The sequence below is a fragment of the Kitasatospora sp. NPDC002522 genome, from assembly GCF_053595195.1.
The window spans coordinates 35,803-49,738 of sequence record NZ_JBSFXE010000015.1 but is presented as its reverse complement, the minus strand read 5'-3'; the positions used below and the strand labels follow the sequence as shown (position 1 = coordinate 49,738).

The 13,936-nt window shown below is 72.7% G+C and carries 14 protein-coding genes; 3 read left to right on the top strand and 11 right to left on the bottom strand.

The window, feature by feature from the left end; genetic code table 11:
* Nucleotides 1-8: 8 nt before the first annotated feature.
* The 3 genes from ACWD4U_RS15310 to ACWD4U_RS15300 all read right to left on the bottom strand — a co-directional run bounded on the left by ACWD4U_RS15310 (nucleotide 9) and on the right by ACWD4U_RS15300 (nucleotide 2,174).
* Nucleotides 9-788 carry an MOSC domain-containing protein gene (locus ACWD4U_RS15310; protein WP_363459056.1) on the bottom strand — a complete coding sequence of 260 codons (780 nt, stop codon included), beginning with the start codon at nucleotides 786-788 and terminating at the stop codon, nucleotides 9-11.
* Nucleotides 785-1,318, bottom strand: coding sequence for an HAD domain-containing protein (locus ACWD4U_RS15305; RefSeq protein WP_363459054.1), 534 nt, complete (start codon nucleotides 1,316-1,318; stop codon nucleotides 785-787). The genes ACWD4U_RS15310 and ACWD4U_RS15305 overlap by 4 nt, the downstream gene beginning before the upstream one ends.
* Before the next feature lie 94 nt (nucleotides 1,319-1,412).
* Nucleotides 1,413-2,174: a helix-turn-helix transcriptional regulator gene (locus ACWD4U_RS15300; RefSeq protein ID WP_363459052.1), complete on the bottom strand. Its 762-nt coding sequence runs from the start codon at nucleotides 2,172-2,174 to the stop codon at nucleotides 1,413-1,415.
* Between ACWD4U_RS15300 and ACWD4U_RS15295 the strand changes: the two genes are divergently transcribed.
* A complete protein-coding gene (locus ACWD4U_RS15295; protein WP_363459050.1) occupies nucleotides 2,142-2,441 on the top strand; it encodes a hypothetical protein in 300 nt (99 codons plus the stop codon). The genes ACWD4U_RS15300 and ACWD4U_RS15295 overlap by 33 nt on opposite strands.
* A gap of 108 nt (nucleotides 2,442-2,549) precedes the next feature.
* Nucleotides 2,550-3,512, top strand: coding sequence for a phosphatidylinositol-specific phospholipase C (locus tag ACWD4U_RS15290; RefSeq protein WP_363459048.1), 963 nt, complete (start codon nucleotides 2,550-2,552; stop codon nucleotides 3,510-3,512).
* 12 nt (nucleotides 3,513-3,524) lie between these two features.
* On the opposite strand, the gene ACWD4U_RS15285 is transcribed toward ACWD4U_RS15290, so the two are convergent.
* Nucleotides 3,525-4,676, bottom strand: a complete 1,152-nt coding sequence (locus ACWD4U_RS15285; RefSeq protein ID WP_363459046.1) for a M48 family metalloprotease — start codon at nucleotides 4,674-4,676, stop codon at nucleotides 3,525-3,527.
* 106 nt (nucleotides 4,677-4,782) lie between these two features.
* On the opposite strand from ACWD4U_RS15285, the gene ACWD4U_RS15280 reads away from it, so the two are divergent.
* On the top strand, nucleotides 4,783-5,544 hold the full coding sequence (locus tag ACWD4U_RS15280; protein ID WP_363459044.1) for a GNAT family N-acetyltransferase: 762 nt from the start codon (nucleotides 4,783-4,785) through the stop codon (nucleotides 5,542-5,544).
* Nucleotides 5,545-5,650: 106 nt separating this feature from the next.
* On the opposite strand, the gene glnII is transcribed toward ACWD4U_RS15280, so the two are convergent.
* The 7 genes from glnII to ACWD4U_RS15245 form a co-directional block, all read right to left on the bottom strand.
* Complete coding sequence (glnII, locus tag ACWD4U_RS15275) at nucleotides 5,651-6,673, bottom strand: glutamine synthetase (protein ID WP_363459042.1); 1,023 nt, start codon at nucleotides 6,671-6,673, stop codon at nucleotides 5,651-5,653.
* A 186-nt stretch (nucleotides 6,674-6,859) separates the two neighbouring features.
* Nucleotides 6,860-7,816: an SCO1860 family LAETG-anchored protein gene (locus ACWD4U_RS15270; RefSeq protein WP_363459040.1), complete on the bottom strand. Its 957-nt coding sequence runs from the start codon at nucleotides 7,814-7,816 to the stop codon at nucleotides 6,860-6,862.
* A 181-nt stretch (nucleotides 7,817-7,997) separates the two neighbouring features.
* Complete coding sequence (locus ACWD4U_RS15265) at nucleotides 7,998-8,780, bottom strand: ABC transporter permease (protein ID WP_363459038.1); 783 nt, start codon at nucleotides 8,778-8,780, stop codon at nucleotides 7,998-8,000.
* The gene (locus tag ACWD4U_RS15260; protein WP_363459037.1) at nucleotides 8,777-9,550 is read right to left on the bottom strand and encodes an ABC transporter permease; all 774 of its coding nucleotides are present in this window, start codon (nucleotides 9,548-9,550) and stop codon (nucleotides 8,777-8,779) included. The genes ACWD4U_RS15265 and ACWD4U_RS15260 overlap by 4 nt, the downstream gene beginning before the upstream one ends.
* Entirely contained in the window at nucleotides 9,547-10,386 is an 840-nt protein-coding gene (locus ACWD4U_RS15255; RefSeq protein WP_363459036.1) for an ABC transporter ATP-binding protein, read from the bottom strand. The genes ACWD4U_RS15260 and ACWD4U_RS15255 overlap by 4 nt, the downstream gene beginning before the upstream one ends.
* Nucleotides 10,387-10,511: 125 nt before the next feature.
* Complete coding sequence (locus ACWD4U_RS15250) at nucleotides 10,512-11,639, bottom strand: ABC transporter substrate-binding protein (RefSeq protein ID WP_363459034.1); 1,128 nt, start codon at nucleotides 11,637-11,639, stop codon at nucleotides 10,512-10,514.
* Between the two features lie 851 nt (nucleotides 11,640-12,490).
* Entirely contained in the window at nucleotides 12,491-13,543 is a 1,053-nt protein-coding gene (locus ACWD4U_RS15245) for a LacI family DNA-binding transcriptional regulator (protein ID WP_449787202.1), read from the bottom strand.
* Between the last annotated feature and the right edge of the window lie 393 nt (nucleotides 13,544-13,936).

Here is a 13,936-nt window from a genome sequence, read left to right as displayed (position 1 = left end):
CGTCGCCGTCAGAGGACTTCCACCGGGTCGCCGACACCGACCGGGCCCGGGGCGAGGATCCGGGCGTAGACGCCGAGGCACGGGAGGGCGGCCATGCCGGGCAGCGGGTGGATGCGGTTGAGGCGGGCGGGACGGCGGAGCGCTTCGGGGTCGGCGGGGTGCGGGCCGTGGGCCAGGGTGGGGACGGCGCAGCGCGGGCTGGCGGCGATCACCTCGAGGTGCAGCGCGGGGCCGATCCGCAGTTCGCGGCCCACCCAGGCGTTCTCCGCGAACGGCGGGCCGTCGTGTTCGACCACCAGGTTGGGTCGGTAGCGGACGGCCGGGGCGCCGGCCAGGCTCGCGGTGGTGAGCAGGTGCAGCGGGGCGAAGTCGAAGAAGCTGCCGGGCTCGGCGGCGCTGCCGAACTGCTGGACGGTGTGCTCGACTTCGGCGTCGATCCCGGCGGCGAGCACCTGCTCGGGCACCGAGCGGTGCAGCACCGCGCCGTCCGGCCGCCGGTCGATCAGCCGCACCGCCCGTCCGAGCAGCGCGGAGATCCCGGCCTCGTCCAGCTCGGTGCCGTCCGGGCCGGCGATCCGCACCCCGCCGCCGTCCTGCTGCTCGGCGCGCAGGCCGAGCAGGCGGCGCCAGGTGCGCGGCTCCTTGGCGCTGGCGATCCGGCCGGACTCCACGTCGAGCAGCGCCCGGCGGCGGTCGCCGTCCAGGCCGTGCCGGTCGATCAGCGCCCGGGTCACCTGCTCGCCCAGCAGCGACTTCACCGGGTGCCGGTACAGCGCGCCGATCCTCATGCCCACTCCTGTGCCCAACGCTCGATTTCGTCGAAGTCCGCGGGCTGCAGCCCGATCCGGTGGTCGATCCGCAGGGTACGCGCCGGGCCCGGGTGGTGCGCCGCGATCCACTCCGCGTCCTGCGGCTCCACCTCGTCGTCCACCCACACGAACGGCCGCCCCGCGGCCCACGCCACCAGGTGCCTGGTCTTCCAGTGCAGCCCGTCCGGGTCGCCGTGGTGCATCGACGGCCAGTCGACGTACGGCAGTTGCGGCAGCCCGAGCAGCGGCGCCAGGTGCTCGTTCGCCTCCTCGCGCCAGGTGGTCGCCCACACCAGCTCGTACGGCAGCGCGAGCAGCGCCGGTCCGTGGTCCGGGTGCAGCCAGACCCGCATCGGCTTCGGATTCCGCACGCCCCACTCGCGCTGCCGCGCCAGCCACGCCCGCGACGGCACCCGGTGGGTCAGGTACCCCTCCGGCCGGCGGTAGGGCTTTCCGACGTAGGGCGCGAGCGGGCCGTCGACGTCGAGCATCAGCAGCGGTCTGGCCATCGCCGTCCCCTTCCTCCAGGCGTGGCCGGATTCTCGCCCACGGGCCGGCCGTGCGCCCAGCGGTTTTCCGCTCGTGGCCGACGCGCCGGGTGGGTCAGAGCCAGCCCTTCTGGGCGGCCTTGAGGCCGGCTTCGAAGCGGCTCGCGGCGCCCAGGCGTTCCATCAGCGCGGCCATCTGACGGCGCACGGTGCGCAGTCCGATGCCCAGGCGCATGGCGGCGGCCTCGTCGGTCATGCCGCGGGCGAGCAGGGTGAGCAGTTCGCGTTCGCCCGGGGTCAGACCGCTCCCGGCCTCCCGGGTGCGGGCCGCGCCGAGCGGAACGGCGGTCGCCCAGGCCTGTTCGAAGACCGCCGACAGCGAGGCGACGACGCCGGGTTCGCGGGTGCACAGCGCGCCGGCCCGGGTGTTGTCCGGGTCGATCGGCAGGACGGCCACCTCCCGGTCGAAGATCGGCATGCGGGGCGGCAGCAGCGGCGCGGTGCGGACCTGGCCGCCGGACTCGGTCAGCCACTGGGCGTAGGCATGGGTGGCCGGGTCGTTGCGGACGCCGGCCTGGTACAGGGTGAGCAACGCGATGCCGCGGTCCACGGCGTCGGCGTCCAGCGGCCGGGAGGCGTCCAGGCTGGCCTGCGACTGGGCGCCGCCGGGCATCACCGACAGGCACTCGCGACGGACGTCCTTGGCGAGGAGCTCCAGCTTCGCCTCGATGGCGTCCATCCCGACCAGCCGCTCGGTGCCGTCCACGACCCGATCGGGCGTCAGGACGCCGTAGGCGGCGACCGCTTCGGCGGCAGCGGCCCGGCTGGCGGCGAGTTCCTGGGCGTGGCGGGCCAGGTCCGCCTCCTGCCGGCGCACGAGCAGGTCGAGCGCGACCTGCGGGCTGACCACCCGCAGGCCGCCCGGGGCGTCCCGGGAAGGCCGGAGGGAGGCGCGGTCGGCCAGGTCGTCCAGTGCGCCGCGCACCTCGGCCTCGGACCGGCCAGTGGCCCCGACGAGGTCCGCCAGGCCCGCGGCCGGGTCCTCCAGCAGGGCCGGGACGCCAACTACAGCATCTGGCTGGCCACCGGAACCGGCATCAGCATCAGCGCCACCGGCATGCCCAACCAGCTCGGCGTCGCCTGACCGCCGCCACCGCGCCACGCGCCGTGGCTACGGGTGAGTAACTCCCGTACGGGGTGGGCATGAACGGGACAACATCCGGGGGGAGCCGGCCGACCAGGGAGTGCATCCATGACCATGGCACGTCGCACGCTGTTGACCCGGGGCACGGTCGCGGCCCTCGCCACCGCGCTCGGCGGACTCGCTGGCCCGACCGCCGCCCGGGCGGCGGTCGCACCGCGCAGCACGCCCGGCGGGAAGCCCACCGCGGACTGGATGGCGTACCTGGACCCGGGGCGGTCGCTGCTCGGCCTGACCATTCCCGGCACCCACGACTCCTGCTGCACCGACCCGGCGCACGGCACCGAGTGGTCGCACACCCAGAACTGGGGCGTCCCCGAGCAACTCACCCAGGGCGTGCGGTTCCTGGACATCCGGTGCAACGGCCTGCAGGGGACCGCCGACGAGCTGGGCATCTACCACTCCGACGCCTACCAGTACGTCCGGCTGCAGGACGTCCTCGACCAGTGCCGCGCGTTCCTGACGGCCCATCCGGGCGAGACCGTCGTCATGCGGCTGCGCAACGAGAACGCCGGCGGCCAGGCGCTCGGCGACGCCGAGTTCCGGCGGCGGGTCAACCACTACCTGGACGACCTGGGGTACCGGGGCCTGTTCCACCTGTCCGGCTGGCCCACCCTCGGCGTGGCCCGCGGGCGGATCGTCCTGGTCGCCGACTTCGCGAACGACTGGGGCGTGATCCAGTGGTCCAGCGGCACCAACGCGTACTTCCGCACCCAGGACCTGTGGCAGATCAACCAGTTGTTCCCGCTCCAGGCCAAGGGCCGGGCCATCGTGCAGCAGTTCGACGCCGCGTTCGGCGACCCCGGCTCGCCGCAGATGTACGTCAACTTCCTGAGCTACGCGGGCGGCCTGTGGCCCAAGAACGCCGAGCAGACGCTGATGGACCAGTCCGTCTACCCGTACCTGAGCGCCCGTACCGGCCAGGCCGCCCGGTTCGGCATCGTCCCGATGGACTTCCCCGACTTCCACGTCAACGTGCTGCAGATGCTGATCGACAAGAACTTCGTAGTCTGACGCCGCGGCAGGTCAGCGCCGGGCGGCCTGCCAGGTTCGGGCGGCGGCGATCCGCTGGGTGGCGGTCGGGTGGGTGGAGAGCAGCAGGACGAGCAGCCGGGGCGGGTCCGGGTCGGAGACGTTGGCGAGCGCCAGCCGGCGCTGCATGGCGATGAACTGCCCCGGGTCGCCGGTCAGTTCGAGGGCGTGCCGGTCGGCGCGGGCCTCGATCCGGCGGCTGGCGGCGCACTGGAACGGGATGCTCGCCGCGCCGAGCAGCCCGGCGAGCGCGGCCAGCAGCGGCAGCGAACGCGGGTCCTGCACGCTGTCCGCGCCGGCCGCGTCCAGCAGCGGCTGCCAGGAGACCAGCAGCGCCAGCAGCAGCACCGACACGGCGGCGGCGAGCGCGGCCGTCGCGGTGCCGACCAGCACGTCGCGGTGCTTGACGTGGCCGAGTTCGTGCGCGGCGACCAGCTCGACCTCGCGGGGCTCGGCGGTCTCCAGCAGCGTGTCGTAGACGACGATCCGCCGGGTCGGGCCGAAACCGGAGACGTACGCGTTCAGCGCGGTGGTCCGGCGCGAGGCGTCCGCGACCAGGACGTCGCGCACCGCGATCTCGTCCCGGCGCGCCAGGTCGAGCAGCGCGGTGCGCAGCTCGCCGTCCGGCATCGGGTGGAAGCGGTTGAACAGCGGCTCGAACAGCAGCGGTTGGAGGAAGGAGAGCAGCAGTACCAGCAGCGCCGCGCCGAGCGCGGCGGGCAGCCACCAGCGCGACGGCGACCAGCCGATCAGCGCGTACAGCGCCAGCGTCGCCGGCAGCAGCAGCGCCAGGGCCAGGACCGTCGCGCGCACCGCGTCCACCGCCCAGCCCGCCCAGCCCTGGGTCACCAGCCCGTACCGCGCGCGGACCACCCGCACCCGGGCCCCGAACGGCAGCGCCAGCACCCGTCCGAGCAGCACCAGCGCGGCGCTCCCCGCGAGCACCTCGGCCGCCCAACTCCCGCCGAACCACCCGCCGACGGCCGTCACCAGCGCGGCGCCGGCCGTGGTGAACCCGAGCACCGCGGTCACCGCCAGCGTCAGCAGCTGCCCGCCCAGCAGCCACGGCAGCTGGGCCCGCCGCAGCGCCCGCCCGCGGGCCACCTGCTCGGGCGTGAAGTCCTCCACGGACGGTTCGTCAACCATGCCGCCCAGCCTAGGGATCCCACCCCGCCACCGCACCACCCCGGCGCAGCCCACCGCACCACCCCGGCGCAGCCACCCTCGTCGCGGTCCGGCCTAGGATGGCGGGATGTCCGAGCAGACGCTGCGCACCGCGCTGGAGTTCCGCCGCCGTTTCGCCCGCCGGCAGGCTGCGGAGGTGGTGGAGGTCCCGGGCGGGTTCGCCGTGTTGCACGCGGAGTTCGGGTACTCGCACGAGCACAACCAGCTGATCGTGGACGCGCCGCCGAGCGGGACCGACGTGGCGGCGCAGGCCGAGCGGGTGCTCGGGCACCTGGGGCACCGGCGGATCGCGGTGTTCGACGACGCGTACGGCCGGGCGGCGGCGCCGCTGCTGGTGGCGGCCGGGTACCGGCACGAGACCGAGGTGGTGATGGTCCACCAGGGCCCGGTGCCGCCCGGCGGGGGCGCGGAGCCGGTGGAACTGGCCGAGCTGGCACCGGCGTTGGAGCGGCAGTGGCGCGCCTGGCTGCCGTGGGCGAACGAGGAGTCGATCGCCCAGTTGGTGAACCGGCGGCGGGCCCGGGCGGCGGGGGCGGAGCGGGTGCTGATGCTGGCCGCGCGGGACGCGGACGGCGAGGTCGGGGCCTGGGCGGACCTGTACCAGGACGAGGCGGGCACCGCGCAGATCGAGGACCTCGCCACCGCGGAGGACCGGCAGCGCCGCGGGCTGGCGGACGCCGTCCTGGCGGCGGCGCTGCGGCTGGCGGCCGACCGGCACCCGGACGGGCTGCGCTTCCTGGTCGCGGACGCCGAGGACTGGCCGCAACAGTGGTACGCCCGGCGGGGGTTCGTACCGGTCGGCACCACCCACGGCTTCGTCCGCACCTGACGGGCCGTCATGTGCGCGGGCACCGTCCCGCCGGACGCGGAAGCGCCCGCCGGCTCCCCCCCGAGAGGGGCCGGCGGGCGCTTGCGTGCAACCCGGGGGGCGCGGATCAGACCTGGCCGGCCTTCTCCAGGGCCTCGCAGCAGGTGTTGACCAGCAGGCGGGTGACGACGTACGGGTCGACGTTCGCGTTCGGGCGACGGTCCTCGATGTAGCCCTTCTGCTCCACCTCGACCTGCCACGGGATGCGGACCGAGGCGCCGCGGTTGGACACGCCGTAGGAGTAGACGTTCCACGGGGCGGTCTCGTGCTTGCCGGTCAGGCGGGACTGGATGTCGTCACCGTACTGGTTGACGTGCTCCAGGACCTTCTCCTGGGAGGCGCCGAGCGACTCGCAGGCGGTGATGATGGCCTCGTAGCCCTCGCGCATCGCCTTGGTGGAGAAGTTGGTGTGCGCGCCCGCGCCGTTCCAGTCGCCCCTCGCCGGCTTGGCGTCCAGGGTGGCGTCGATGCCGAACTCCTCGGCGGTGCGGTAGAGCAGGTAGCGGGCGATCCACAGGTCGTCGGAGACGGTCAGCGCGTCGACCGGGCCGATCTGGAACTCCCACTGGCCGGGCATGACCTCGGCGTTGATGCCGCAGATCGCCAGGCCGGCGTCGATGCAGCGGTCGAGGTGCAGCTCGACGATCTCGCGGCCGAAGACCTCCTCGGCGCCCACGCCGCAGTAGTAGCCGCCCTGCGGGGCCGGGTAGCCGCCCTCCGGGAAGCCGAGCGGGCGGGAGCCCTTGAAGAAGGTGTACTCCTGCTCGATGCCGAAGATCGCCTCCTGCGCGGCGTACTGCTCGGCGACCGGGCGCAGCAGCGCGCGGGTGTTGGTCTCGTGCGGGGTGCCGTCGATCTCGAAGACCTCGCACAGCACCAGGATGTTGTCCCCACCGCGGATCGGGTCCTTGACGACCTTCACCGGCTCGAGCACGCGGTCCGAGGCGTGGCCCTCGGCCTGGTTGGTCGACGAGCCGTCGAAGCCCCAGGTCGGGATCTTGTCCGCGTTCGCCAGCACCCGGGTCTTGGAACGGAGCTTCGCGGTCGGCTTGGTGCCGTCGATCCAGATGTACTCGGCCTTGATTGCCATGGGGGTGAACCTCACTGCTTGGGTGGTGGGTGCCCGCGTAGCGTCGCAAGTCGCCGTTTCCCGGTTGTTCCTCCTATGTAACGCGCATGTGAACCAACGGTCCGCAGTGGCACGCTCACGGTCGGAGAGTGCACGTCTCGCGATGTGAGCGGGCCACTGAGACGACTGGGGCGAAAGGGGGTGGGATCAGCGGTGCCGGGCGTGCGCGGCGCGCCGGCGGCGGGTCATCCACACCGCCGCGCCGCCCGCCACGAGCAGGGTGACACCGCCGGCCGCCAGTGCGGTGGTCCCGCTGGAGCCGGTGTACGCGAGCGACTCCTCGGTGGCGGCCTTCGGCAGCGCGCGGCCCTGCGCGGTGGCCGGGGCGGAGGACGGCGGGGCGGAGGAGACCGCCGCGGCGGGCCCGACGGCGGCGACCGGCTTCTCGCAGGAGACCGAGGCGACGGTCAGGGTGCCGTTCACCTTGGCCACGTTGAGGTTGAGCGGGTTGATCGAGACCTTCACCTCCAGCGCGGAGGCGGCCGCGGTGGTGGTGGTGACGGTCTTCTTCGAGAACTCGACGTCCACCGTGCCGATCGCCGGAACCTCCACGTGGGTGGGCGAGTTGAGGCCGACCGCGACCGACCTGCCGAGCACCGTCAGGCGGGCCGGGGCGGTCACCTCGGCGGTCGGCTGCCCGTCCACCGGACAGGTGGCCTCGGCGCTCATCGCCTCCAGCCCGAGCAGCGTGGTCAGCGGCAGCCCGGGGACGTGCAGGTCCGCGCCGACCAGTTGCACCGAGGCGGTGGCCTGCCGCTCGTCGGCCCGGGTCACCGACTTGCCGACCTGCGCCTTCACCAGGTTGACCGGCCGGCCCTGGTCGACGCCGTCCACGGTGGCGGTGAGCATCGCCGCGTCCCGCTGGGCCGGGGACTCCACCTTGTTCAGGGCCACGTTCACGGGGACGTCCACCGCGTTCAACAGCGTGACGTCCAGGTCGAGTTCGGCGGTCACCGCCTTGGCTTTGCCCGGCCGCGCGGGTGTCCCGCCGTCGGCCGCCCGCGCCGTCGGCAGCGGCAGCGCCACCGCCAGGGCGGAGGCGGCGAGCGCGACGGCCGCGGCGGACCGCAGGGAACGCGAGGAACGCACGGGAACAGCAGGCATGACGGAAACCCCCACACATGGTGACTGACAGAGCGCGCCCGCGACCTCACCCGGCGCACACCGCACGGGGAGGGGACTCGCGCTCTCGACTCCCGCCAGTCTCGTTCGAACGCTCCGTCACTTTAGTGATACAGAGCGTCAGTTCACTCCTTCGAGTGAGGTTGACGGCAGAGGCCTTCCGTCAGGCCCGCGCGCCGAACCGGCGCAGCACCGACGCCTCCGCGGCCGCCAGCGCGTAGTACAGCGCCACCGACGTGACGGTCAGAAGCACGACCGCCGCCCACAGATGCTCGTACTCGAAGGTGGACCCGTCCTGGAGCATCGCGTACCCCAGCCCCTTGCCGGTGGCCAGCCACTCCACCAGCATGGCGCCGACCATCGCGCCGGGCACCGCCACCCGGGCGCCGGCGAACAGCGCGGGCAGGGCGCTGGGCAGCAGGACCCGGCGGGTGACCGTCCACGGCCCCGCGCCATACGCGCGGCAGAGGTCGACCAGCTGCCGGGAGGCGCTGCGCAGGCCGAAGGTGAGGGTCACCAGGGCGGGGAAGAAGACCACCACCCCGCTGACCACGGCGGCTGCGGCCAGGCCCCGGCCGAAGACCAGGGTGATCAGCGGGGTCATCGCCACCAGTGGCACCGATCGCACGGTCAACGCCAGCGGCAGGAAGGTCCGTTCAACCGCCCTGACCAGGACGAAGAGCACCGCGGCCACCAGCGCGGCGAGCAGCCCCGCCACGAAGCCGACCACTGCGTCGAGCAGGGTGGTGGCCAGGCCGTCCGCGAGCAGCGAGCGGTGCGCGGCCGCGTCGGGTTCGGTGCCGAGGTAGTGCCAGACGTCGAGCGGCGTCTTGGCGATCAGCGGATCGAGGCTGAGGCCCGTGACCAGCGCCCACCAGGCCGCGAGGACCAGGGCCGCGGAGGCGACGACCGCGAGCAGCCGGCGGAGTACGGCGGTGGCGGTCACAGGCTGTCTCCTGCCGTGGTGTCGCGGGCCCACGGGGCGGCCAGCCGCCCGAGCAGGGCGGTGAGCAGGTAGCCGAGTCCCGCGACGGCTCCCGAGACCAGCGCGATCCCCCAGGTCCGCGCGATGTCGAGCTGCTGCTGGCTGATCGTCATGGCGACACCCAGGCCGTTGTCCACCCGCCCCAGGTACTCGCCGATGATCGCCCCGAGCAGCGCGGCCGGCGCGGAGATCCGCAGCGCGGCCAGCGTGCTGGGCAGGGCGGCGGCCAGGCGGACCCGGCGTAGTTGCTGCCATCGCCCTCCGCCGTAGGCGCGGACCAGATCGAGGCTGGTCGGGTCGGCCGAGCGCAGGCCCAGCAGCGCGCCGATCAGGGTCGTGAAGAAGACCGAGAGACCGGCCATCACCACCATCGGCTGGTCGCCGTCGAGGGTGAGTGCCAGCAACGGGCCGATGGCGATCACCGGCATGCAGTAGGAGGCCACGGCGAGCTGCATGACGACCCGTTCGAGCGCGGGGACCAGCAGCACCAGCAGTGCGCAGCCGAGCGCGAGGACGTTGCCCGCCAGGTAGCCGACGAGTGCCTCCGAGCCGGTCTGACGCAGCTGCGGTTGGTAGAACGCCCACCCGTCGGAGCCGAGTTGGGCGGCCACCGCCCACGGCGTCGGGACCCCGGCGGAGAGCACGGTGAGGGCGAGCAGCGTCCACAGGCCCAGCAACGCCGCGACCCCGCCCGCGGTCGGCGCCCAGCGCCGCACCAGCGCGGCGCTCACGTGGCGTCGCCCGGGAGCGCACCGCCGAAGAGCAGTTCGGACAGCTGGTCCTGGTAGGCGTGGAACTCGGGCGTGCGCATCATCTCCGGGGTGCGCGGGCGCGGCAGGTCGATCGGCACGCGGGCCGCGATCCTGCCCGGGCGCGGGGTCATCACCGCGACCGCGTCGCTGAGCAGCACGGCCTCGGTAATGGAGTGGGTGACCAGCAGCGTGGTCGTGGCCCGGGCCTGCCAGATCCGCTGGAGTTCCAGGTTGAGCCGCTGCCGGGTCATGTCGTCGAGCGCTCCGAACGGCTCGTCCAGCAGCAGGACCTCGGGTTCGACCACCAACGCCCTGGCGATCGCCACGCGTTGGCGCATCCCACCGGAGAGCTGAGCCGGGCGGGCCTTCTCGAAGCCGGTCAGGCCGACCAGCGCGACGAGCTCGGCGATCTGCTCGGGCTGCGGACGCAGGCCGGCGATCTCCAACGGCAGGCGGACGTTGGCCTCCACGCTGCGCCAGGGCAGCAGGGCGCTGTCCTGGAAGGCGATGCCGAGCTGGTGGCGCTGCTGGATCGTGCGGGGCGACTCGCCGTGCACCGTGGCGGTGCCCGAGGAGGGGTCCTCCAGTCCGGCGAGAATGCGCAGCACGGTGGACTTGCCGCAGCCGGAAGGGCCGAGCAGGGAGAGGAACTGTCCCTGCTCGCTGTCCAGGTCCACACCGTCCAACGCGGTGGTCCGCCCTCGGCCCATCCGGAACTCCTTGCGCAGGTCGCGCACGGAGAGTCCGGACGGGGCGTCGGCCGGCGGCGCGCCCGGGCCGCGCCCGGCTTCGGCGGGTGCCGGGATGTGGTTCATGGGAACTCCTGCGGTGGGTGGCTCGGGCAGCTCGGCCGGCCCGGTCGACTCGGACGACCCAGACGACGTGGGCCGACGGCATGGCCGGCTCAGACGGCTCAGACGGCTCAGACGGCTCAGACTGCTCAGACGAGCGAAGGGTCGGCCTGGTAGATCTCGTTGATCAGTGAGAGGTCGAACAGTTGGGCCGACGTGATGTCCACCCCCGCGATCTTGAGCGTGGCGATGCTCTTCGCCACCAGGTCGTCGGTGACCGTGAAGATGCCGTTCTTCCTGGTGTCGGCGGTGACGATGAGGTCGTTCTCCGACTTGGACTCCAGTACCTGCTCGGCCTCGTCGAGGCCCAGGTCCTTGCCGTACGTTTCGGCCGCCAGCTTCGCTCCGGCGGCCGGGTCGCCGAGGTTGTCCTTCCAACCGCGGATCTCGGCCCGCAGCAGTGCCTTGATGGCCTCGCGCTTGGTCTTGATCGCCTCGTCGGTGGCGACGTAGACCGAGCTGACCATCGGGTAGTCGTGGTCGGCCAGCGCGAAGGTCACCACGCTGAGGCCCTTGGCCCGAAGGGCGTTGGGCTCGTTGGTGATGTAGGAGAACCAGCCGTCGACCTGCCCCTGGGTCAGCGGCGTGGGGTCGAACTGCACCGGCACCTTGGTGATCTTCGAGGCGTCCAGCTTCGCGGCCTTGAGGAAGGCGTTCCAGATCGACTCGTTGATGGCCTGGACACCGATCTTCTTGCCGTACATGTCCTGCGGCGACGCGATCGGGTTCGAGGCCATCGAGAGGATGGCGTACGGGTTCGCCTGGTACTGCGCCGCGACGATCTTGAGCTTGGCGCCCTTGAGGATCGCCGCGCCGGTGATGTCCGGCGAGCTCAGGCCGAGCAGCGCCTTGCCGCCGCTGACGTCGGCCTCGGCGGACGGCGCGCTGGGCCCGCCGGGGATCAGCGTGACCTTGCTGAACCCTTCAGCCGCGTAGTAGCCCTTGCTGTCGGCGAGGTAACTGCCAGCGAACTCCACGTTCTTGACCCAGCCGAGGCGCAACGCGGCAGTACCGAGCGAGGCTTTGCCCGAGGCCGGCCCGCCGGAGGCGGCGGCGCTCGACGACGACCCGCTGCTGCCGCAGGCGGCGAGCAGCGGGCCGCCGGCCACCAGCAGGCCGCCCAGTCCCACGGCCCGGGCCAGGAACGCCCGCCGGCCCGGACCGGACTCGCCCGGGAGGTTTCTGTCCAGAGCTCGCTCAGCACTGTTCCGCTGCACGGCAACCCTCCTTGCTCACTCGCGGGTCCGGCCTGCTCAGCAGGCGCGTCTCCACGCGTAGACGTCGATCGTGCGAGGAAGCTAGGCGGTCGGCATTGCACGGGTGTTTCCCGGCCGTGTCGGGGCAGCAACCACCGGGACCGGTCGCCGGGAGAAGCGAAGGGCACACCGCGCGGGTGCTCTCGCCGGTGCCGCCGGGTCTGTTGGCGCCTGGAGGGGTGTCCACGCCGACAAGCTGCCCGGGAGGCCCTGTTGTTGCGGATGATCGGACGGGGCTGGTGCTCGTCGACCCGTCAGGCCGTTGGACAGCTTCTCGACGGTCGTGCGGAGGACGGCCTCTTGATGGCGCTTGATCTTGCGGGCGAGGTTGCTGCAGGCCGGAGGGCCGCCTCGACGAAGCAGGTGGAGTCGCTACGCGAGGCAGAGCGCGTTCTTGCCGAACTGGCGGATGCGGAAGCCGTGTTGGAGCGGCGAGCCATCGCGGCGGCGGAGCCGTCGGAGGGTGGACCACCCGGCCGGCGAACCAGTCCGACGGCGACGCCTCGCCGCGACCGCCCATCCCCCCGCCAACACCTGCGACTTCTCGGCCCGGTGTCGGCTCAGGCCGAACAGACCACGGGGGCCTGCTCCACCGCCGGTAGGTCAGGCCCTCGCTTCATCCTGTGTCCGAGCGGTCCTCAGCCGTGCTGCGGGTCCGAAAGCTCACCGAGGCCCACAGCGGCACGCTGACCGTCGTCGCCCCGCCCAGGGCACCGTGTTCACCGCCCGACTCCCCTTGGCTCGCCGCGGATCGAACCGTTCCGGTTCTGATGGAGACTCTGGATCTCCTGGCCCCGGGTCCGGCGGAGCCGCTAGTCCTTCGGTGGCGCCGTGCTCTCCCGTACGGTGAGGGTCGTCGCGATCTCCAGCCCGGTCTGGGGTGCCGGCTCGCCGCGGCCGAGGGTCAGTGCCAGTTCGGTCGCCGCGACGGCCATCTCGATCAGCGGCTGGTGGACGGTGGTCAATGGCGGGTCCACCCAGGAGACCACCGGCAGGTCGTCGAAACCGACCACACTCAGGTCCTCGGGGATGCGCAGGCCGGCTTCGCGCGCGGCCCGGTAGACCCCGAGTGCCAGGAGATCGTTCGCGGTGAAGATCGCGGTGGGGCGGTCGGACCGGGAAAGCAGGTCGCACGCCGCGGCGTAGCCGTCCTCCCGGGTCAGATTGGCGTGGACCACGAGGTCCGGATCGGCCGGCAGGCCGGCAGCCTGCAGCGCCGAGCGGTAGCCGTCCAACCGGGCAACGCAGCACAGCACGTCCTGCGGTCCGCTGATCATCGCGATGCGGCGATGGCCCAGCTCGGTCAGGTGGCGGGTCGCGGCCCGGCCGCCGGACCAGTTGGTGGCGCCCACAAAGGGGACGCCGTCGGGCAGTTCACGGGTCGGATCGAAGACGACGAACGGAATGCCCTTCGCCTGGAGCTGCTCGCGCTCGGCCTCGGAGAGCTGCGCCACCGACAGCACGCAGTTCGGGCGGCGGGCCACGGTGTCGTCCCAGGCTGGAACGGGTGAGTCGTGCAGGCCGAGGCGCGAGAGCATCAGCCCCACCCGGTGCTTACTGGCCACCCGCTCCACGCCCCGGATGATCTCCACCGCCCACATGCTCTCCAGCTCGCGGAACACCAGCTCCACCACGTTGTTGCGGTTGGCCCCCGAAAGCTTGCGGTAGCCGTACCGGCCGATCAGCTCCTCGACGCGGGCACGGGTGCCCGGTGACACTCCCGACTTGCCGTTGAGCACCTTCGAGACGGTCGGAACCGATACACCCGCCGACTCGGCGATGTACGCGATCGTCACCGGCCTGGAGGAGTCACCCCCGGGGCGTTCGCCACCATCCGCCGGTCCTTCCGCTGCGACGTCAGCCAAAGCCGCCTTCCGATCCTTCGCGTCCTCGCCGCCCCCGTGGCCGGCCGAGCGACCCGACAGCCCGGCCCCGGCGGGTGCGACACCTTCGCGGTGGCCGCACGGCCGGACCAGGCGCGGGCCCGCAGCGTACCAGTCCTCTCCGCCCGCAGGCGCCGAAACTTTCCTGCCCGGCGGCGCGGAATAGGGCGGCAGCCAGTCGACCCTCGCACGTGGGACCGGAGCAGAAGGCGAAGCGTTTCGCCGCTGCCACGCGGCGGTCCGGGCTGTCAACAGAAACAGAAAGCGTTTTTTGCTTTGGTTTCTCCCCTTGCCTGGCGAGAGAGCGGTCGATACGTTCACCGCCAATCGTCCTAACGGTTTGACGCCTCACAGGGGAAGGGCCGCCTCCGTATG

Bases quoted from the DNA above. Each gene is read 5' to 3' on its own strand.
- glnII (WP_363459042.1), bottom strand. From the start codon at position 6,673: ATGGCAATCAAGGCCGAGTACATCTGGATCGACGGCACCAAGCCGACC.
- ACWD4U_RS15290 (WP_363459048.1), top strand. From the start codon at position 2,550: ATGACCATGGCACGTCGCACGCTGTTGACCCGGGGCACGGTCGCGGCC.
- ACWD4U_RS15280 (WP_363459044.1), top strand. From the start codon at position 4,783: ATGTCCGAGCAGACGCTGCGCACCGCGCTGGAGTTCCGCCGCCGTTTC.
- ACWD4U_RS15305 (WP_363459054.1), bottom strand. From the start codon at position 1,318: ATGGCCAGACCGCTGCTGATGCTCGACGTCGACGGCCCGCTCGCGCCC.
- ACWD4U_RS15285 (WP_363459046.1), bottom strand. From the start codon at position 4,676: ATGGTTGACGAACCGTCCGTGGAGGACTTCACGCCCGAGCAGGTGGCC.
- ACWD4U_RS15270 (WP_363459040.1), bottom strand. From the start codon at position 7,816: ATGCCTGCTGTTCCCGTGCGTTCCTCGCGTTCCCTGCGGTCCGCCGCG.
- ACWD4U_RS15255 (WP_363459036.1), bottom strand. From the start codon at position 10,386: ATGAACCACATCCCGGCACCCGCCGAAGCCGGGCGCGGCCCGGGCGCG.
- ACWD4U_RS15310 (WP_363459056.1), bottom strand. From the start codon at position 788: ATGAGGATCGGCGCGCTGTACCGGCACCCGGTGAAGTCGCTGCTGGGC.